This window comes from Pantoea sp. DY-17 (assembly GCF_019795975.1).
GTDB classification, from domain to species: Bacteria; Pseudomonadota; Gammaproteobacteria; order Enterobacterales; family Enterobacteriaceae; genus Pantoea; species Pantoea leporis.
Window position 1 is genome coordinate 1 of sequence record NZ_JAIMIG010000009.1, and the last position, 18,574, is coordinate 18,574.

The window sequence follows — 18,574 nt, forward strand, 5'->3', positions numbered from 1 at the left end:
TTGCCTGGCGGCTTTAGCGCGGTGGTCCCACCTGACCCCATGCCGAACTCAGAAGTGAAACGCCGTAGCGCCGATGGTAGTGTGGGGCCTCCCCATGCGAGAGTAGGGAACTGCCAGGCATCAAATAAGTGAAGAAGCCCCGGACGAAAGTCCGGGGCTTTTTTGCGTCTGTACATTAGCAATTTCCCATCAGAAATAAGAAAACATCAAACTCGCAACCTACCGATCAGGTAAACTACGGTCAGATTAATCAGTAAAGGCCGTGAAATGTCCAGCCCCAATACATCCCTGAAAGCTTTCAACACTCTTGGTCTTACGATCAATGCACAAACGCTGACCATCGCTGAAACTCCTGACGCTATTACTTTGGCCTGGAAAAACAGTCAGCAATCAAATTTGCCCTTTATTGTATTAGGCGAAGGGAGCAACGTACTCTTTCTTGAAGATTTTAGCGGCTCGGTGGTGGTTAATGCGATTAAAGGCATCGCTATCGAAGAACATGACGAAGCCTGGCACTTGCATGTTGGTGCCGGCGAAAATTGGCATGCTTTAGTTGAAAACACGCTAAAGAAGGGTATTACAGGACTGGAAAACCTGGCGCTGATTCCTGGTATGGCCGGCTCAGCACCGATTCAAAATATCGGTGCATATGGTGTCGAATTTAAAGATATCTGTCACTACGTTGAAGCTATACATCTCCCAACGCAAAATATAATTCGGTTGTATCGAGAAGAGTGCCAGTTTAGCTATCGCGATAGTATTTTCAAACATGCAATGAAGGATGACTATGTCATTGTTGCAGTGGGATTACGTCTGGCAAAACAGTGGAAACCTGTTCTAACTTATGGCGAGCTGACTAAGTTAAACCCAGCAACAGTGTGTGCCTGGGATGTATTCAATGCTATTTGCAATATGCGCCAAAGCAAACTGCCCGACCCAAAAATCACAGGTAATGTCGGTAGTTTCTTCAAAAATCCGCTGATCACAGCTGAGCATGCAGATGCGCTAATTAAGCAGTGGCCATCCATTCCTCATTATCCACAGGCCAGTGGCGAAGTGAAATTAGCAGCTGGCTGGTTGATCGACCAATGTGGTCTTAAAGGCTTCCGTGTAGGTGGCGCCGCAGTTCACCGTCAGCAGGCTTTGGTACTGATAAATGAAGATTATGCCACTCCACAGGATATTGTCGATTTAGCGCATCAGGTTAGAAATAGAGTCGGACAAAAGTTTGATGTTTGGCTGGAGCCAGAAGTGCGCTTTATCGGTGCTCGAGGCGAGCGTAATGCCGTTGAGGTAATTTCATGAAAGATAATAGCGTGCCGTTAAAGTTAGTGGCATTGGTGGCCGATGGTGAATTTCACTCTGGTGAGCAGTTGGGCGAAGCGCTTGGCATGAGCCGTGCTGCCATTAATAAACATATACAGACTCTCAAAAGTTGGGGTCTGGATGTATATACGGTAACGGGTAAAGGCTACAGCTTACCAGAGCCAATTCAGTTACTGGATGAAGAAGTCATCCTGTCTCTCCTGCATCAACCTAATCTGGCGGTTATTCCTGTTATCGATTCTACCAACCAGTATTTGCTGGATCGGATGGATCAATTGCCGTCTGGCTACGCATGCATTGCCGAGTATCAGCAAGCGGGGCGCGGACGTCGCGGGCGTAAATGGTTTTCACCGTTTGGCTCCAACCTGTATATGTCGATGTATTGGCGTCTTGATCAGGGGCCAGCTGCGGCGATGGGCCTGAGTCTGGTGATTGGTATCATCATGGCAGAAGTGATTCAGTCATTAGGTGCTCCGGATGTCCGGGTTAAATGGCCGAATGATCTCTATCTTAACGATCGTAAGCTTGCTGGTATTTTAGTTGAGTTAACTGGAAAAACCGGCGATGCAGCTCAGATTGTTATAGGTGCTGGTGTCAATTTGCTGATGCGTTCAGAAGGCACGGCAGAAATTAATCAGGGTTGGATTAATCTTCAGGAAGCTGGTGTTGATATCGATCGCAACGAGTTAGCTGCGAAGTTGATTAATAGCCTGCGTGAAGCGTTACCTATTTTTGAGCGCGATGGTTTGGCGCCATTTGTTTCCCGCTGGGAAGCCCTTGATAACTTCATTAATCGCCCAGTGAAGCTTCTTATTGGGGATCGTGAGGTACATGGCATTGCGCGAGGTATTGATAAGCAGGGTGGCTTATTACTGGAGCAGAATGGAGTCATTAAATCCTGGGTAGGGGGTGAGATTTCTCTTCGTCCAGACAATTAATGCATCTGAGCTAACAAATTAAAATGCCCACGGTCTTTATGGGCATTTTATAAAAAAGACTATTTCCTCAAACGTACACTTTGCACCGCATGATCAGCCGACTTCGTCATAATAAGACTTGCTCGTTCACGTGTAGGCAGGATATTTTCCTTTAAATTAAGCCAGTTAATCTCTTTCCACAGACCATGCGCAATATTGAGTGCATCCTCTTCGGGTAATTGCGAATAATGATGGAAATAAGAGTCCGGATCGCTAAATGCGCCCTCACGAAATTTCAAAAAGCGATTTACATACCAGCTCTCGAGTAAGGACTCTGGTGCATCGACGTAAATTGAAAAATCCACGAAATCAGACACAAATACATGATGAGGATCGTGAGGATAGTCCATACCGCTTTGCAGCACATTCAATCCTTCAAGAATAAGAATATCAGGCTGTTGTACGACTTTATCGCCATCCGGAATGACATCATAAATCAGATGAGAATAAACCGGCGCTGTCACCTGGCTAGCACCCGATTTTAAATCAGATACGAAGTTAACCAGGCGATGCATATCGTAAGATTGAGGGAACCCTTTTTTCTTCATCAAACCGCGTTCTTTAAGCACGGCATTAGGATGCAAAAAACCATCAGTAGTGATCAGTTCTACTTTGCGGTGTTCTGGCCAGCGGCTAAGAAGTGCCTGAAGCACACGAGCAGTTGTGCTTTTTCCTACCGCAACGCTGCCGGCAATACTGATGATATAAGGGATTTTCTGCCCATTAGTGCCAAGGAATTGCTCAAGCACCGCCTGACGACGCAGATTAGAACTGATATAAAAATTAAGCAGACGCGATAGCGGCAGATAAATCTCGGCCACTTCTTCTAATGAAAGATCTTCATTGATACCACGCAGACGCTCAATTTCACCTTCAGCCAATGTCATTGGTACTGAATCGCGTAGTGCTGCCCATTGCTGGCGATTGAACTGCAAATAAGGCGTAGTAAGAGGTGTCGTTTTTTTACTCATAAGCATGCATCTGAGTGCAAATTCTGATTCATCAACACCTTGCTGCATTAGGCATACGAAGATGTATCAAACTCAATTGCACGTCACAGGGGTAATTAACGAGAACAATGGGCAGGAGGGTAACACCAGTGTGACTTTAAAAAGAAGTAAAATGATAAACAGGAGCACGCTTTCACAAGCGTGCCCGCATTTTTCTTGTCGGTCAGTAGCTTGTCGCTACATTTTCTGCTGGGCTGGTACGCAGACGTTTATAGTAAATCGCGCCGGGATGAGGATGCCCATCCGCGCATAATGCATAGTCGGGCAATTCCCCTAAATAGCGGTAGCCATGTGCCCGATAAAAAATTTCTTCCGCAGAACCTGCAATGACATCCAAATAAAGCAGCCCACGCTGATAGCTTTCTGCCTTGTGCTCAAGCGTCTGCATTAATCTGCGTCCAATCCCTTCTCGCTGAGCATTGGAATGCACAAGCAGCTGTAAAACTTCCGCGCGATTTTGTCCATCTGGACGCTGACAAATATTGAGCTGCACGCTTCCCACCACGACCGAGTCGATGACGGCAATCCATAGGAGCAACTCATGGCGTGCCATTTTGTTGCGCAAGCTATGAAAATAGCGCTCGGCATCCTGATACTGTTGCATCTTTTGCGAATGTTGAAATGCCGAAGTCATATTGTTTTTTACCGCTTCAACCATCAGGGCAGCCAAAGCCTGACGATAAAGGGGTAATGTTTCTGCAGTAAGCTGAACAATATTCATGCGACATCCTCCATTTAATGACCCGATTAAATAGATAAGCAAAATGCAGGCCAGCAGAAAAAACGAGTGTAGGGGGGTAGTTTTACAAAAAATTTTCTACAATTTGCACAGCAGAAAGGCAGTGTGCTTCAAATATGTGCATTGAAAATGATGGCGGTTCATAGCAATCAATCAATGTGGTGGTGTAAAAACGCACAGGTTTAGGGTGATTTTACTGCGACTGATGACTGATTTGAGATGATTTGCACAAATAGTAAGCGATAAAACAATTTTGACGATTTTTTTGTTGCATCCTTCTTCGGGTATTCCTAGAATGCGCTCCACTTGATGCCGGCTTAGCTCAGTTGGTAGAGCAACTGACTTGTAATCAGTAGGTCACCAGTTCGATTCCGGTAGCCGGCACCATCAAGTAGGTGGGATTCCCGAGCGGCCAAAGGGAGCAGACTGTAAATCTGCCGTCACAGACTTCGAAGGTTCGAATCCTTCTCCCACCACCATCTCAACCTCCTGGTTGGGCGTCAGATAAAGTCTTTATCTGATGGGTGAGTTCTTCATCTCTCACCTTCGAATTTCAGATTGCGCATTAGCGCAATCAAAGTTGGTCAGCAACTCTGACCGGCTCGAATAATAGAAGGTCTTCTTTTATTATTCATAAGCTACAGAAAGAACAGGTAGCCGAGTTCCAGGATGCGGGCATCGTATAATGGCTATTACCTCAGCCTTCCAAGCTGATGATGCGGGTTCGATTCCCGCTGCCCGCTCCAGATGTGCTGATATGGCTCAGTTGGTAGAGCGCACCCTTGGTAAGGGTGAGGTCCCCAGTTCGACTCTGGGTATCAGCACCACTTCCTTTATCTCTCTCCTGATTCTCTCTCTGTAAACCAAACAGTCAGGCAATGCCTGGTTGATATGACGATATCTTCGATATATCCGTGTCTTAGAGGGACTAGCGATGGCTAAAGAGCAATTTCAGCGTAACAAACTGCACGTAAACGTGGGCACCATCGGTCACGTCGACCACGGTAAAACCACCCTGACTGCAGCAATTACTACCGTACTGGCTAAAACCTACGGCGGTAAGGCAAGCAAATTCGATGAGATCGATAAAGCGCCAGAAGAGAAAGCACGTGGTATCACCATCAACACTTCTCACGTTGAATACGAAACCCCGTCTCGCCACTATGCGCACGTTGACTGCCCAGGCCACGCCGACTATGTGAAAAACATGATCACCGGTGCTGCGCAGATGGACGGCGCGATCCTGGTTGTTGCTGCGACTGATGGCCCAATGCCACAGACCCGTGAGCACATCCTGCTGGGTCGTCAGGTTGGCGTTCCTTACATCATCGTGTTCCTGAACAAGTGCGACATGGTTGATGATGAAGAGCTGCTGGAACTGGTAGAGATGGAAGTACGTGACCTGCTGTCAGCATATGACTTCCCAGGCGACGACACTCCAATCGTACGTGGTTCTGCTCTGAAAGCGCTGGAAGGCGATGCTGAGTGGGAAGCTAAGATCATTGAGCTGGCTGAGCACCTGGATACTTACATCCCAGAGCCAGTTCGTGCAATCGACAAGCCGTTCCTGCTGCCAATCGAAGACGTATTCTCAATCTCTGGCCGTGGTACCGTTGTTACCGGTCGTGTTGAGCGCGGTATCGTTAAAGTGGGCGACGAAGTTGAAGTTGTTGGCCTTAAAGACACTGTGAAATCAACCTGTACTGGCGTTGAAATGTTCCGCAAACTGCTGGACCAGGGTCAGGCAGGCGAGAACTGTGGTGTTCTGCTGCGTGGTATCAAGCGTGAAGACATTGAGCGTGGCCAGGTTCTGGCTAAGCCGGGTTCAATCAAGCCACATACCCAGTTCACTTCAGAAGTTTACGTTCTGTCTAAAGATGAAGGCGGCCGCCATACTCCGTTCTTCAAAGGCTACCGTCCTCAGTTCTACTTCCGTACTACTGACGTGACCGGTGACGTTCAACTGCCAGAAGGCGTTGAGATGGTAATGCCAGGCGACAACGTAAAAATGACCGTTACTTTGATCAAGCCAATCGCTATGGATCAGGGTCTGCGTTTCGCAATCCGTGAAGGCGGCCGTACTGTTGGTGCGGGTGTTGTTGCTGAAATTATCGCTTAACTGCGATAAGATTTGACGCAATGCACAAGGAAAGGGCATCATTTGATGCCCTTTTTGCACGCTGTTGTATAGAACCTGGCTCATCAGTGATTTTGCATCATAATCATTGCTGAGACAGGCTCTGTTTCACGGCGTTGGATACCGAGTTACGCTCAAAAGCTCATTCGGTTTGGATGCCTCGCACTGCGGGGCAGTATAGTTTCTGAATTATTGTGGCAGGTTGGTTTATGAGTGCGAATACCGAAGCTCAAGGGAGCGGGCGCGGCCTTGAAGCGATGAAATGGGTAGTTGTGATCGCATTGCTCCTGGTAGCAATCGTCGGCAACTATATCTATCGCGATGTAACATTGCCTCTGCGCGCGCTGGCTGTGGTTGTGCTGATTGCTGCAGCGGGCGGCATTGCTTTGCTGACAATCAAAGGCAAAGCGACTGTGGCATTTGCCCGTGAAGCTAAAACCGAAATGCGTAAGGTCATTTGGCCGACTCGCCAGGAAACACTGCACACCACGTTAATCGTTGCCGCGGTAACTGCCGTGATGTCACTGATTTTGTGGGGGCTGGATGGCATTCTGGTCCGTCTGGTATCGTTTATCACTGGCCTGAGGTTCTGAGATGTCTGAAGCTCCAAAAAAACGCTGGTACGTCGTACAGGCGTTCTCCGGTTTTGAAGCCCGCGTAGCGAAATCGCTGCACGAGCATATCAAACTGCACAACATGGAAGAGCTTTTTGGCGAAGTCATGGTGCCGACTGAAGAAGTCGTCGAAATCCGTGGCGGCCAGCGTCGCAAAAGCGAACGTAAATTCTTCCCTGGCTACGTATTGGTTCAGATGGTAATGAATGACGCCAGCTGGCACTTAGTACGCAGTGTACCGCGTGTAATGGGCTTTATCGGTGGTACTTCCGACCGTCCTGCGCCAATCAGTGATAAAGAAGTAGATGCGATTATGAACCGCCTGCAGCAGGTGGGTGATAAGCCGCGTCCAAAAACGCTGTTCGAGCCAGGCGAGATGGTACGCGTCAGCGACGGCCCGTTTGCCGACTTCAACGGAGTGGTCGAAGAAGTGGACTACGAGAAGAGCCGCCTGAAAGTGTCCGTTTCCATCTTTGGCCGTGCAACGCCAGTGGAACTCGACTTCGCTCAGGTGGAGAAAGGTTAACCCTTCTGTTCACTTTTTAGCTCTTGCGGAAGGCGCGAAATTTACATATAATTTCGCGCCTTTTGTTTTTATGTGCCCGCAACGGCATATAAATCGTTATCACGGGGAGCCTGTTTTTCAGGCGTTATAACCCAATTGAGGAATTATCATGGCCAAGAAAGTACAAGCCTACGTTAAGTTGCAAGTTGCAGCTGGTATGGCTAACCCAAGTCCACCTGTTGGTCCAGCACTGGGTCAGCAGGGTGTTAACATTATGGAATTCTGCAAAGCGTTCAACGCTAAGACTGAATCCCTGGAGAAAGGCCTGCCTACTCCTGTTGTTATCACCGTATACAGTGACCGTTCTTTCACCTTCGTTACCAAAACGCCTCCGGCTGCCGTACTGCTGAAAAAAGCAGCGGGCATCAAGTCTGGTTCTGGTAAGCCGAACAAAGACAAAGTCGGTAAAGTTTCCCGTGCTCAGGTACGTGAAATCGCAGAAACTAAAGCTGCGGACATGACTGGTTCTGACGTAGAAGCGATGACTCGCTCTATCGAAGGTACTGCTCGTTCCATGGGCCTGGTAGTAGAGGATTAAGAAATGGCTAAGCTGACCAAGCGCATGAGCGTAATCCGTGACAAAGTTGATGCTACTAAGCAGTACGACATTAACGAAGCTGTTGCTCTGCTGAAAGAACTGGCTACTGCCAAGTTCGTAGAAAGCGTTGACGTTGCCGTTAACCTCGGCATCGATGCACGTAAATCTGATCAGAACGTGCGCGGTGCGACCGTTCTGCCACACGGTACTGGTCGTTCAGTACGTGTTGCCGTCTTCACCCAAGGTGCAAACGCTGAAGCTGCTAAAGCAGCTGGCGCAGAACTGGTTGGTATGGAAGACCTGGCTGAGCAGATCAAAAAAGGCGAAATGAACTTTGACGTTGTAATCGCATCTCCAGATGCAATGCGCGTTGTTGGCCAGTTGGGCCAGGTTCTGGGCCCACGCGGTCTGATGCCAAACCCGAAAGTTGGTACTGTAACGCCGAACGTTGCTGAAGCAGTTAAAAATGCTAAAGCAGGTCAGGTTCGTTATCGTAACGACAAAAACGGCATCATCCACACCACCATCGGTAAAGTGGATTTTGACACTGACAAATTGAAAGAAAACCTGGAATCTCTGCTGGTTGCGCTGAAAAAAGCTAAACCATCACAGGCGAAAGGCGTGTACATCAAGAAAGTCAGCATCTCTACCACCATGGGCGCCGGCGTTGCCGTTGACCAGGCTGGTCTGAGTGCATCAGCAAACTAATTGCTGCTTGTAACGGGCGAAAAATTCATCTAGAATCTTACGCCCGTTGTTCTGGTTGTTTGCACAATTCAGAACCCAGATTCAAGGCGAGTGAGTGACAAAGTCTAAACGCTTGGTTGTTCAGTCGCTTAGGTTGGAGCCAGGCCTTATCCTGGCCTCCGTCCGAGACCGCAGGAGCAGAATATTTTCGGATATCTTGCTTAATACCCTGCGTAGACGGTGACAGAACCAAAAAGAATTATTTCTTCGCTGGATTCTGCTCACCGTGTAATAGCGCTTATCGCCTTCGGGTGAATAAGTGAAGTGAGTTCCGGGAAATTATTCCCGGTCAATCCAGGAGCAAAAGCTAATGGCATTAAATCTTCAAGGCAAACAAGCGATTGTTGCTGAAGTTAGCGAAGTAGCCAAAGGCGCGCTTTCAGCGGTTGTTGCGGATTCCCGTGGCGTGACCGTTGATAAAATGACCGAACTGCGTAAAGCAGGTCGTGAAGCTGGCGTTTACATGCGTGTTGTTCGTAACACCCTGCTGCGCCGCGTCGTTGAAGGTACTCCTTTCGAGTGCCTGAAAGACACGTTTGTTGGTCCGACCCTGATTGCATACTCTTTGGAACACCCGGGCGCTGCTGCTCGTTTGTTCAAAGATTTCGCTAAAGCGAATGCAAAATTTGAGGTCAAAGCTGCAGCCTTTGAAGGTGAGCTGATCACGGCGGCCAATATTGACCGTCTGGCAACTCTGCCGACTTACGAAGAAGCACTGGCACGTCTGATGTCGACCATGAAAGAAGCCGCTGCTGGCAAACTGGTCCGTACTCTGGCTGCTGTGCGCGATGCAAAAGAAGCGGCTTAAGGCCAAATTCTTTTCCTTCGTGCTTGCTACCGTATAAACTTTTTCTGATTTTTAGGAACAATCGATATGTCTATCACTAAAGACCAAATTCTGGAAGCTGTTGCCGCTATGTCCGTAATGGAAGTAGTTGAGCTGGTTTCTGCTATGGAAGAAAAATTCGGCGTTTCTGCTGCTGCCGCTGTAGCTGTTGCTGCTGGCCCAGCTGAAGCTGTTGAAGAGAAAACTGAATTCGACGTAATTCTGAAAGCTGTTGGCGCTAACAAAGTCGCAGTAATCAAAGCAGTACGTACTGCAACTGGCCTGGGCTTGAAAGAAGCTAAAGACCTGGTTGAAGCTACCGGTACTATCAAAGAAGGCATCAGCAAAGATGACGCAGCCGCACTTGAAGCTGCTCTGAAAGAAGCTGGCGCTGAAGTTGAAGTTAAGTAAGACAACCTTCGGGTTGCAGCCTGAGTAACATTAGGCTGATGGCTGGTGACTGTTTAGGTCACCAGCCTTTTTGCGCTACAGGGGAATGATGGCGTTTCGCACTGTTTGTCCATCATTCCTCTTCAATATCTTTTTCTATCGACGCCTTAATATATCGCTCTCCTGCGAAGGTTCCCTGCCTGAACAACGGCGATGAAATGATTTAAGAGTGATAGAAAGATGTATTGCATGGGGTGCTGCGCATCGCATGAAAAACAAAAAATAGTGTTGCATGAACTGTCCTTTTCAGGACGGACAGCGTGGTTCGACATGTCAGCTAGCTGAGGAACCCCATGGTTTACTCCTATACCGAGAAAAAACGTATTCGTAAGGATTTTGGTAAACGTCCACAAGTTTTGGACATACCTTATCTCCTTTCTATCCAGCTTGACTCGTTCCAGAAGTTCATCGAGCAAGATCCAGAAGGCCAGTACGGTCTGGAAGCAGCCTTCCGCTCCGTATTCCCAATCTCAAGCTACAGCGGCAACTCTGAGTTGCAGTATGTCAGCTACCGTTTGGGTGAGCCTGTCTTTGACGTAACTGAATGTCAGATCCGTGGCGTAACCTATTCGGCACCGCTACGCGTGAAACTGCGTCTGGTGATCTACGAGCGCGAAGCGCCGGAAGGCACCGTAAAAGACATTAAAGAACAAGAAGTCTACATGGGTGAGATTCCACTCATGACGGACAATGGTACCTTTGTTATCAATGGTACTGAGCGTGTTATCGTTTCTCAGCTGCACCGTAGTCCTGGCGTGTTCTTCGACAGCGATAAGGGTAAAACGCACTCTTCCGGTAAAGTGCTGTATAACGCACGTATCATCCCTTACCGCGGTTCATGGCTCGACTTCGAGTTTGACCCGAAAGACAACCTCTTCGTCCGTATTGACCGTCGTCGTAAGCTGCCGGCCAGTATCATCCTGCGCGCGTTAAACTTCACCTCAGAACAAATCCTTGATCTGTTCTTTGATAAAGTCGTTTATGAAATCCGCGATAACAAACTGCAGATGGAACTGGTGCCTGAGCGCCTGCGTGGTGAAACCGCCTCCTTCGATATCGAAGCAAACGGCACGGTCTACGTTGAGAAAGGTCGTCGCATCACTGCGCGCCACATCCGTCAGCTGGAAAAAGACAACATTCAGCACATCGAAGTGCCAGTTGAATATATTGCTGGCAAAGTGGTTGCTAAAGACTACGTCGATCTGAACACCGGTGAGCTGATCGTTCCTGCGAACATGGAATTGTCACTGGATCTGCTGGCGAAACTGAGCCAGTCAGGCCACAAGCGCATTGAAACGCTGTTCACCAATGACCTGGATCACGGTGCGTATATCTCCGAGACCCTGCGTGTTGACCCAACCAACGATCGCTTAAGCGCGCTGGTTGAGATCTACCGCATGATGCGTCCTGGTGAGCCACCAACGCGTGAAGCCGCTGAAAACCTGTTCGAGAACCTGTTCTTCTCTGAAGATCGTTACGATCTTTCTGCGGTTGGCCGCATGAAGTTCAACCGTTCTCTGCTGCGTGATGAGATCGAAGGTTCAGGTATCCTGAGCAAAGACGACATCATCGAAGTGATGAAAAAGCTTATCGGTATCCGTAACGGTATCGGTGAAGTGGATGATATCGATCACCTCGGTAACCGTCGTATTCGTTCTGTTGGCGAAATGGCAGAAAACCAGTTCCGTGTGGGTCTGGTACGTGTTGAGCGTGCAGTTAAAGAGCGTCTGTCTCTGGGCGACCTCGATACGCTGATGCCTCAGGACATGATCAACGCTAAGCCGATTTCGGCGGCGGTGAAAGAGTTCTTCGGTTCAAGCCAGCTGTCCCAGTTTATGGATCAGAACAACCCGTTGTCTGAGATTACGCACAAACGTCGTATCTCTGCTCTGGGCCCAGGCGGTCTGACCCGTGAGCGCGCCGGCTTCGAAGTACGTGACGTACACCCAACCCACTACGGTCGTGTATGTCCTATCGAAACCCCGGAAGGCCCGAACATCGGTCTGATCAACTCACTCTCTGTTTACGCGCAGACTAACGAATACGGTTTCCTTGAAACCCCGTATCGTCGCGTTGTTGACGGTAAAGTGGGTGATGAAATTCATTACCTCTCTGCAATTGAAGAGGGTAACTACGTTATCGCTCAGGCGAACACCAACCTCGCAGAAGATGGCAGCTTTGTTGACGATCTCGTCACCTGCCGTAGCAAGGGTGAGTCAAGCCTGTTCAGCCGCGATCAGGTTGACTACATGGACGTTTCCACCCAACAGGTGGTTTCTGTCGGTGCGTCACTGATTCCGTTCCTGGAGCACGATGATGCTAACCGCGCCTTGATGGGTGCGAACATGCAACGTCAGGCGGTTCCAACTCTGCGCGCTGATAAGCCGCTGGTTGGTACCGGTATGGAACGTGCAGTAGCGGTTGACTCCGGTGTAACTGCTGTCGCGAAACGTGGTGGTACCGTTCAGTACGTTGATGCTTCTCGTATCGTTATCAAAGTTAACGAAGAAGAGATGTATCCGGGCGAAGCGGGTATCGACATCTACAACCTGACAAAGTACACCCGTTCTAACCAGAACACCTGCATCAACCAGATGCCGTGTGTCAATCTGGGTGAGCCGATTGAGCGTGGCGACGTGCTGGCAGATGGCCCGTCTACCGACCTCGGTGAACTGGCTCTGGGTCAGAACATGCGCGTGGCGTTCATGCCATGGAATGGTTATAACTTCGAAGACTCCATCCTCGTATCCGAGCGTGTGGTTCAGGAAGACCGTTTCACCACTATCCACATCCAGGAACTGGCATGTGTGTCTCGCGACACCAAGCTGGGGCCAGAAGAGATCACCGCTGATATCCCGAACGTGGGTGAAGCTGCGCTTTCTAAACTGGATGAATCCGGCATCGTGTATATCGGTGCGGAAGTGACCGGTGGCGACATTCTGGTTGGTAAGGTTACGCCGAAAGGTGAAACCCAGCTGACGCCAGAAGAGAAACTGCTGCGTGCAATCTTCGGTGAAAAAGCCTCTGACGTGAAAGATTCGTCACTTCGCGTTCCGAACGGCGTATCCGGTACTGTTATCGACGTGCAGGTCTTCACCCGCGATGGCGTGGAAAAAGACAAGCGCGCGCTGGAAATCGAAGAGATGCAGCTGAAGCAGGTTAAGAAAGACCTGTCTGAAGAACTGCAGATCTTCGAAGCTGGCCTGTTTGGCCGTATCCAGGCCGTACTGATCTCTGGTGGTGTTGAAGCTGAGAAGCTGGACAAACTGCCACGTGAGCGCTGGCTGGAGCTGGGCCTGACTGACGAAGAGAAGCAGAATTCTCTGGAGCAGCTGGCTGAGCAGTACGACGAGCTGAAGCACGAGTTTGAGAAGAAACTTGAAGCTAAGCGTCGCAAGATCACCCAAGGCGATGATCTGGCACCAGGCGTGCTGAAAATCGTTAAGGTGTATCTGGCCGTTAAACGTCAGATCCAGCCTGGTGACAAGATGGCAGGTCGTCACGGTAACAAGGGTGTTATCTCTAAGATCAACCCTATCGAAGACATGCCTTACGATGAGAACGGTACGCCGGTCGACATCGTACTGAACCCGCTGGGCGTTCCATCGCGTATGAACATCGGTCAGATCCTGGAAACTCACCTCGGAATGGCGGCGAAAGGCATTGGTGAAAAAATCAATGCGATGCTGAAGAAGCAGGAAGAAGTCTCCAAACTGCGTGAGTTCATCCAGCGTGCTTACGATCTGGGCACTGATGTGCGTCAGAAAGTTGACCTGAACACCTTCACAGACGACGAAGTACTGCGTCTGGCAGAGAACCTGAAAAAGGGTATGCCAATCGCGACTCCGGTGTTTGACGGTGCGAAAGAGAGCGAAATCAAAGAGCTGCTGCAGCTTGGCGGATTGCCTTCTTCCGGTCAGATCACCCTGTTCGACGGCCGTACCGGTGAGCAGTTTGAGCGTCAGGTAACCGTAGGTTACATGTACATGCTGAAACTGAACCACCTGGTCGACGACAAGATGCACGCACGTTCTACCGGTTCTTACAGCTTGGTTACTCAGCAGCCGCTGGGTGGTAAAGCGCAGTTCGGTGGACAGCGCTTCGGTGAGATGGAAGTGTGGGCACTGGAAGCATACGGTGCCGCGTATACCCTGCAGGAAATGCTTACCGTTAAATCTGATGACGTTAACGGCCGTACGAAGATGTATAAAAACATCGTCGACGGTAACCATCAGATGGAACCGGGCATGCCGGAATCCTTCAACGTACTGTTGAAAGAGATTCGCTCGCTGGGTATCAACATCGAGCTGGAAGACGAGTAAGTACTCGCAAGTACTGGTTACGGGACGTGCACTTCGGGTGCGCGTCCCTGAGAGTTCCACTCCGACGGGAGCTAATCCGTGAAAGACTTACTTAAGTTTCTGAAAGCGCAAACTAAGACCGAAGAGTTTGATGCGATCAAAATTGCTCTGGCCTCGCCAGACATGATCCGTTCATGGTCTTTTGGTGAAGTTAAAAAGCCGGAAACCATTAACTACCGTACCTTCAAGCCTGAGCGTGACGGTCTTTTCTGTGCCCGTATTTTCGGACCGGTAAAAGACTACGAATGCCTGTGCGGTAAGTACAAGCGTTTAAAACATCGCGGCGTGATCTGTGAGAAGTGTGGCGTTGAAGTTACACAGACCAAAGTACGTCGTGAGCGCATGGGCCACATTGAGTTGGCTTCACCAACTGCGCACATCTGGTTCCTGAAATCACTGCCTTCGCGTATCGGCTTGCTGCTGGATATGCCACTGCGTGATATCGAGCGCGTGCTGTACTTCGAATCATATGTGGTTATCGAAGGCGGCATGACCAACCTGGAAAAACGTCAGATTCTGACGGAAGAGCAATACCTTGACGCGCTGGAAGAGTTCGGTGACGAATTCGACGCGAAGATGGGTGCGGAAGCTATCCAGGCGCTGCTGAAAAACATGGATCTGGAGCAAGAGTGCGAGCAGCTGCGTGAAGAGCTGAACGAGACCAACTCCGAGACCAAACGTAAAAAGCTGACCAAGCGTATCAAGCTGCTGGAAGCGTTCGTTCAGTCTGGTAACAAGCCAGAGTGGATGATCCTGACCGTTCTGCCGGTTCTGCCGCCAGATCTGCGCCCGCTGGTACCGCTGGACGGTGGTCGTTTCGCTACGTCGGATCTGAACGATCTGTATCGTCGCGTGATCAACCGTAACAACCGTCTGAAACGCCTGCTGGATCTGGCTGCGCCAGATATCATCGTACGTAACGAAAAACGTATGTTGCAGGAAGCGGTTGATGCACTGCTGGATAACGGCCGTCGCGGTCGCGCCATCACTGGCTCGAACAAGCGTCCGCTGAAATCTCTGGCAGACATGATCAAAGGTAAGCAGGGTCGTTTCCGTCAGAACCTGTTGGGTAAACGTGTTGACTACTCTGGTCGTTCAGTTATCACCGTTGGTCCATACCTGCGTCTGCATCAGTGCGGTCTGCCGAAGAAAATGGCTCTTGAGCTGTTCAAACCGTTCATCTACGGCAAGCTGGAACTGCGTGGCCTGGCCACCACCATCAAAGCCGCTAAGAAAATGGTCGAGCGCGAAGAAGCTGTCGTTTGGGATATCCTGGACGAAGTGATCCGCGAACACCCAGTACTGCTGAACCGTGCACCAACTCTGCACCGTTTGGGCATCCAGGCGTTTGAACCGGTTCTGATCGAAGGTAAAGCGATCCAGCTGCACCCGCTGGTTTGTGCGGCATATAACGCCGACTTCGATGGTGACCAGATGGCTGTTCACGTACCGCTGACGCTGGAAGCCCAGCTGGAAGCGCGTGCGCTGATGATGTCGACCAACAACATTCTGTCACCAGCGAACGGCGAGCCAATCATCGTTCCTTCACAGGACGTTGTTCTGGGTCTGTACTACATGACCCGCGACAAAGTGAACGCCAAAGGCGAAGGCATGGTGCTGACTGGCCCGAAAGAAGCTGAGCGTGTTTACCGCGCTGGCCTGGCCGAGCTGCATGCACGCGTTAAAGTGCGTATCACTGAATACACCAAGAACGAGCAGGAAGAGTTCGTTGCGAAAACCAGCATTATCGACACCACCATTGGTCGTGCGATTCTGTGGATGATCGTTCCGAAAGGCCTGCCTTACTCCATCGTCAACCAGGCGCTGGGTAAGAAAGCCATTTCTAAGATGCTGAACACCTGTTACCGCATTCTTGGCCTGAAGCCGACCGTTATCTTTGCTGACCAAACCATGTACACCGGTTTTGCTTACGCAGCCCGTTCAGGTGCCTCTGTAGGTATCGACGACATGGTCATCCCAGCGAAGAAAGCGGAAATCGTAGCCGAAGCGGAAGCGGAAGTTGCTGAGATTCAGGAACAGTTCCAGTCTGGTCTGGTAACTGCTGGCGAACGTTACAACAAAGTTATCGATATTTGGGCCGCCGCTAACGAACGCGTTTCCAAAGCGATGATGGATAACCTGCAAACTGAAACCGTGATTAACCGTGATGGCGAAGAAGAGCAGCAGGTATCGTTCAACAGCATCTACATGATGGCCGACTCCGGTGCGCGTGGTTCTGCTGCACAGATTCGTCAGCTGGCCGGTATGCGTGGTCTGATGGCTAAGCCAGATGGCTCAATCATCGAAACGCCGATCACCGCGAACTTCCGTGAAGGTCTGAACGTACTCCAGTACTTCATCTCCACGCACGGTGCGCGTAAAGGTCTTGCGGATACCGCACTGAAAACCGCTAACTCCGGTTATCTGACGCGTCGTCTGGTAGACGTAGCGCAGGATCTGGTTGTTACCGAAGATGACTGCGGCACGTTCGAAGGCATCATGATGACTCCGGTCATCGAAGGTGGCGACGTTAAAGAGCCGCTGCGTGAGCGTGTACTGGGTCGTGTAACGGCTGAAGACGTTCTGAAGCCAGGCACTGCGGACATCCTGATCCCGCGTAACACCCTGATCGATGAGCACTGGTGTGATGTGATCGAACTGAATTCAGTCGATGCGATCAAAGTGCGCTCGGTTGTTGGCTGTGAAACCGACTTCGGTGTGTGTGCACACTGCTACGGTCGCGATCTGGCACGTGGTCACATCATCAACAAAGGTGAGGCCATCGGTGTTATCGCAGCACAGTCCATCGGTGAGCCGGGTACACAGCTGACGATGCGTACGTTCCACATCGGTGGTGCGGCATCTCGTGCGGCTGCTGAATCCAGCATCCAGGTGAAGAACAAAGGTACTATCAAGCTGACCAACGCGAAGTCAGTAACCAACTCCTCAGGGAAACTGGTTATCGTTTCACGTAACGTTGAGCTGAAGATGATCGACGAGTTCGGTCGTACCAAAGAGAGCTATAAAGTACCTTACGGTGCGGTCATGGCTAAAGGTGATGGCGAGCAGGTTGCCGCGGGCGAAACCGTAGCAAACTGGGATCCGCATACCATGCCGGTAATCACCGAAGTGGGCGGTTTCATTCGCTTCACTGACATGATCGACGGCCAGACCATCACGCGTCAGACTGACGACTTAACCGGTCTGTCATCGCTGGTGGTTCTGGATTCTGCAGAACGTACTGCGGGTGGTAAAGATCTGCGTCCTGCGCTGAAAATTATCGATGCCAACGGAAATGACGTTCTGATTCCAGGTACCGACATGCCAGCACAGTACTTCCTGCCGGGCAAAGCAATTGTTCAGCTGGAAGATGGCGTTAAGATCAGTGCCGGTGACACGCTGTCGCGTGTTCCGCAGGAATCTGGCGGTACCAAGGATATTACCGGTGGTCTGCCGCGCGTTGCTGACTTGTTCGAAGCGCGTCGTCCGAAAGAGCCAGCAATCCTGGCGGAGATCAGCGGTATCATCTCCTTCGGTAAAGAGACTAAAGGTAAGCGTCGTCTGGTGATTACGCCGGTTGATGGTAGCGATCCGTACGAAGAGATGATTCCAAAATGGCGTCAGCTTAACGTATTCGAAGGTGAGCGCGTAGAACGTGGTGACGTCGTATCTGACGGCCCAGAGTCTCCGCACGACATCCTGCGTCTGCGTGGCGTCCATGCTGTGACCCGTTACATCACTAACGAAGTGCAGGAAGTTTACCGTCTGCAAGGCGTTAAGATTAACGATAAACACATCGAAGTCATCGTTCGTCAGATGCTGCGTAAAGCAACCATCTCGAGCGTGGGAAGCACCGACTTCCTGGAAGGTGAGCAGGCTGAATACTCACGCATCAAGATCTCTAACCGTGAACTTGAAGCGAATGGCAAAATCGGCGCAACATTCATGCGCGATCTGCTGGGTATCACCAAAGCGTCACTGGCAACCGAATCGTTCATCTCTGCAGCATCGTTCCAGGAGACCACGCGTGTCCTGACCGAAGCAGCAGTTGCAGGTAAGCGTGATGAACTGCGCGGCCTGAAAGAGAACGTCATCGTGGGTCGTCTGATCCCAGCCGGTACCGGTTATGCTTATCACCAGGATCGTATGCGTCGCCGCTCTGCGGGCGAAGCACCGGTTGCACCGCAGGTCACTGCGGATGAAGCCTCTGCGAGCCTGGCTGAATTGCTGAACGCCGGTCTGGGCGGAAGCGACGACGAGTAATTCGTCTGCTAAAGCTGACCA

The 18,574-nt window shown here is 50.4% G+C and carries 13 protein-coding genes, 4 tRNA genes and 1 rRNA gene; 16 read left to right on the forward strand and 2 right to left on the reverse strand.

Annotated elements, in window-relative coordinates; all coding sequences use genetic code 11:
- The first annotated feature begins 3 nt into the window (after positions 1-3).
- From rrf to birA, 3 genes are all read left to right on the forward strand, one after another.
- A 5S ribosomal RNA gene (rrf, locus tag K5Y33_RS23410) occupies positions 4-119 on the forward strand.
- Positions 120-267: 148 nt separating this feature from the next.
- Positions 268-1,305 carry a UDP-N-acetylmuramate dehydrogenase gene (gene murB, locus K5Y33_RS23415; RefSeq protein ID WP_222235277.1) on the forward strand — a complete coding sequence of 346 codons (1,038 nt, stop codon included), beginning with the start codon at positions 268-270 and terminating at the stop codon, positions 1,303-1,305.
- Positions 1,302-2,264 carry a bifunctional biotin--[acetyl-CoA-carboxylase] ligase/biotin operon repressor BirA gene (birA, locus tag K5Y33_RS23420; RefSeq protein ID WP_137384927.1) on the forward strand — a complete coding sequence of 321 codons (963 nt, stop codon included), beginning with the start codon at positions 1,302-1,304 and terminating at the stop codon, positions 2,262-2,264. Before murB ends, birA begins: the two co-directional genes overlap by 4 nt.
- Before the next feature lie 59 nt (positions 2,265-2,323).
- Here the strand turns inward: birA and coaA are convergent, their stop codons facing one another.
- Both coaA and K5Y33_RS23430 read right to left on the reverse strand, forming a co-directional pair.
- The gene (gene coaA, locus K5Y33_RS23425; protein ID WP_137384928.1) at positions 2,324-3,274 is read right to left on the reverse strand and encodes a type I pantothenate kinase; all 951 of its coding nucleotides are present in this window, start codon (positions 3,272-3,274) and stop codon (positions 2,324-2,326) included.
- 202 nt (positions 3,275-3,476) lie between these two features.
- The gene (locus K5Y33_RS23430) at positions 3,477-4,034 is read right to left on the reverse strand and encodes a GNAT family N-acetyltransferase (protein WP_101762580.1); all 558 of its coding nucleotides are present in this window, start codon (positions 4,032-4,034) and stop codon (positions 3,477-3,479) included.
- 329 nt (positions 4,035-4,363) lie between these two features.
- Between K5Y33_RS23430 and K5Y33_RS23435 the strand changes: the two genes are divergently transcribed.
- From K5Y33_RS23435 to rpoC, 13 genes are all read left to right on the forward strand, one after another.
- Positions 4,364-4,439, forward strand: a tRNA-Thr gene (locus K5Y33_RS23435).
- Positions 4,440-4,446: 7 nt separating this feature from the next.
- A tRNA-Tyr gene (locus K5Y33_RS23440) sits at positions 4,447-4,531 on the forward strand.
- 192 nt (positions 4,532-4,723) lie between these two features.
- Positions 4,724-4,798, forward strand: a tRNA-Gly gene (locus tag K5Y33_RS23445).
- Positions 4,799-4,803: 5 nt separating this feature from the next.
- Positions 4,804-4,879: transfer RNA gene (locus K5Y33_RS23450), tRNA-Thr, on the forward strand.
- Between the two features lie 107 nt (positions 4,880-4,986).
- A complete protein-coding gene (gene tuf, locus K5Y33_RS23455; protein ID WP_110867595.1) occupies positions 4,987-6,171 on the forward strand; it encodes an elongation factor Tu in 1,185 nt (394 codons plus the stop codon).
- 227 nt (positions 6,172-6,398) lie between these two features.
- Positions 6,399-6,782 (forward strand): preprotein translocase subunit SecE, encoded by a 384-nt coding sequence (secE, locus tag K5Y33_RS23460; protein WP_064741592.1) that lies wholly within the window; start codon positions 6,399-6,401, stop codon positions 6,780-6,782.
- A 1-nt stretch (position 6,783) separates the two neighbouring features.
- On the forward strand, positions 6,784-7,329 hold the full coding sequence (nusG, locus tag K5Y33_RS23465; protein WP_007886300.1) for a transcription termination/antitermination protein NusG: 546 nt from the start codon (positions 6,784-6,786) through the stop codon (positions 7,327-7,329).
- A 148-nt stretch (positions 7,330-7,477) separates the two neighbouring features.
- A complete protein-coding gene (rplK, locus tag K5Y33_RS23470) occupies positions 7,478-7,906 on the forward strand; it encodes a 50S ribosomal protein L11 (RefSeq protein ID WP_007886298.1) in 429 nt (142 codons plus the stop codon).
- 3 nt (positions 7,907-7,909) lie between these two features.
- On the forward strand, positions 7,910-8,614 hold the full coding sequence (gene rplA, locus K5Y33_RS23475) for a 50S ribosomal protein L1 (RefSeq protein WP_007886296.1): 705 nt from the start codon (positions 7,910-7,912) through the stop codon (positions 8,612-8,614).
- Between the two features lie 349 nt (positions 8,615-8,963).
- Positions 8,964-9,461 carry a 50S ribosomal protein L10 gene (gene rplJ, locus K5Y33_RS23480; RefSeq protein ID WP_007886294.1) on the forward strand — a complete coding sequence of 166 codons (498 nt, stop codon included), beginning with the start codon at positions 8,964-8,966 and terminating at the stop codon, positions 9,459-9,461.
- Positions 9,462-9,527: 66 nt separating this feature from the next.
- On the forward strand, positions 9,528-9,890 hold the full coding sequence (gene rplL / locus K5Y33_RS23485; protein ID WP_101763017.1) for a 50S ribosomal protein L7/L12: 363 nt from the start codon (positions 9,528-9,530) through the stop codon (positions 9,888-9,890).
- A 332-nt stretch (positions 9,891-10,222) separates the two neighbouring features.
- A complete protein-coding gene (gene rpoB, locus K5Y33_RS23490; RefSeq protein ID WP_176972885.1) occupies positions 10,223-14,251 on the forward strand; it encodes a DNA-directed RNA polymerase subunit beta in 4,029 nt (1,342 codons plus the stop codon).
- A 78-nt stretch (positions 14,252-14,329) separates the two neighbouring features.
- Complete coding sequence (gene rpoC / locus K5Y33_RS23495) at positions 14,330-18,553, forward strand: DNA-directed RNA polymerase subunit beta' (RefSeq protein ID WP_222186135.1); 4,224 nt, start codon at positions 14,330-14,332, stop codon at positions 18,551-18,553.
- The last annotated feature ends 21 nt before the right edge of the window (positions 18,554-18,574 follow it).

Excerpts from the sequence above, each read along its gene's own strand:
- rpoB (WP_176972885.1), top strand. The coding sequence starts at position 10,223 with ATGGTTTACTCCTATACCGAGAAAAAACGTATTCGTAAGGATTTTGGT.
- rplJ (WP_007886294.1), top strand. The coding sequence starts at position 8,964 with ATGGCATTAAATCTTCAAGGCAAACAAGCGATTGTTGCTGAAGTTAGC.
- rplA (WP_007886296.1), top strand. The coding sequence starts at position 7,910 with ATGGCTAAGCTGACCAAGCGCATGAGCGTAATCCGTGACAAAGTTGAT.
- rplK (WP_007886298.1), top strand. The coding sequence starts at position 7,478 with ATGGCCAAGAAAGTACAAGCCTACGTTAAGTTGCAAGTTGCAGCTGGT.
- secE (WP_064741592.1), top strand. The coding sequence starts at position 6,399 with ATGAGTGCGAATACCGAAGCTCAAGGGAGCGGGCGCGGCCTTGAAGCG.
- rplL (WP_101763017.1), top strand. The coding sequence starts at position 9,528 with ATGTCTATCACTAAAGACCAAATTCTGGAAGCTGTTGCCGCTATGTCC.
- K5Y33_RS23430 (WP_101762580.1), bottom strand. The coding sequence starts at position 4,034 with ATGAATATTGTTCAGCTTACTGCAGAAACATTACCCCTTTATCGTCAG.
- birA (WP_137384927.1), top strand. The coding sequence starts at position 1,302 with ATGAAAGATAATAGCGTGCCGTTAAAGTTAGTGGCATTGGTGGCCGAT.
- tuf (WP_110867595.1), top strand. The coding sequence starts at position 4,987 with ATGGCTAAAGAGCAATTTCAGCGTAACAAACTGCACGTAAACGTGGGC.
- murB (WP_222235277.1), top strand. The coding sequence starts at position 268 with ATGTCCAGCCCCAATACATCCCTGAAAGCTTTCAACACTCTTGGTCTT.
- coaA (WP_137384928.1), bottom strand. The coding sequence starts at position 3,274 with ATGAGTAAAAAAACGACACCTCTTACTACGCCTTATTTGCAGTTCAAT.
- nusG (WP_007886300.1), top strand. The coding sequence starts at position 6,784 with ATGTCTGAAGCTCCAAAAAAACGCTGGTACGTCGTACAGGCGTTCTCC.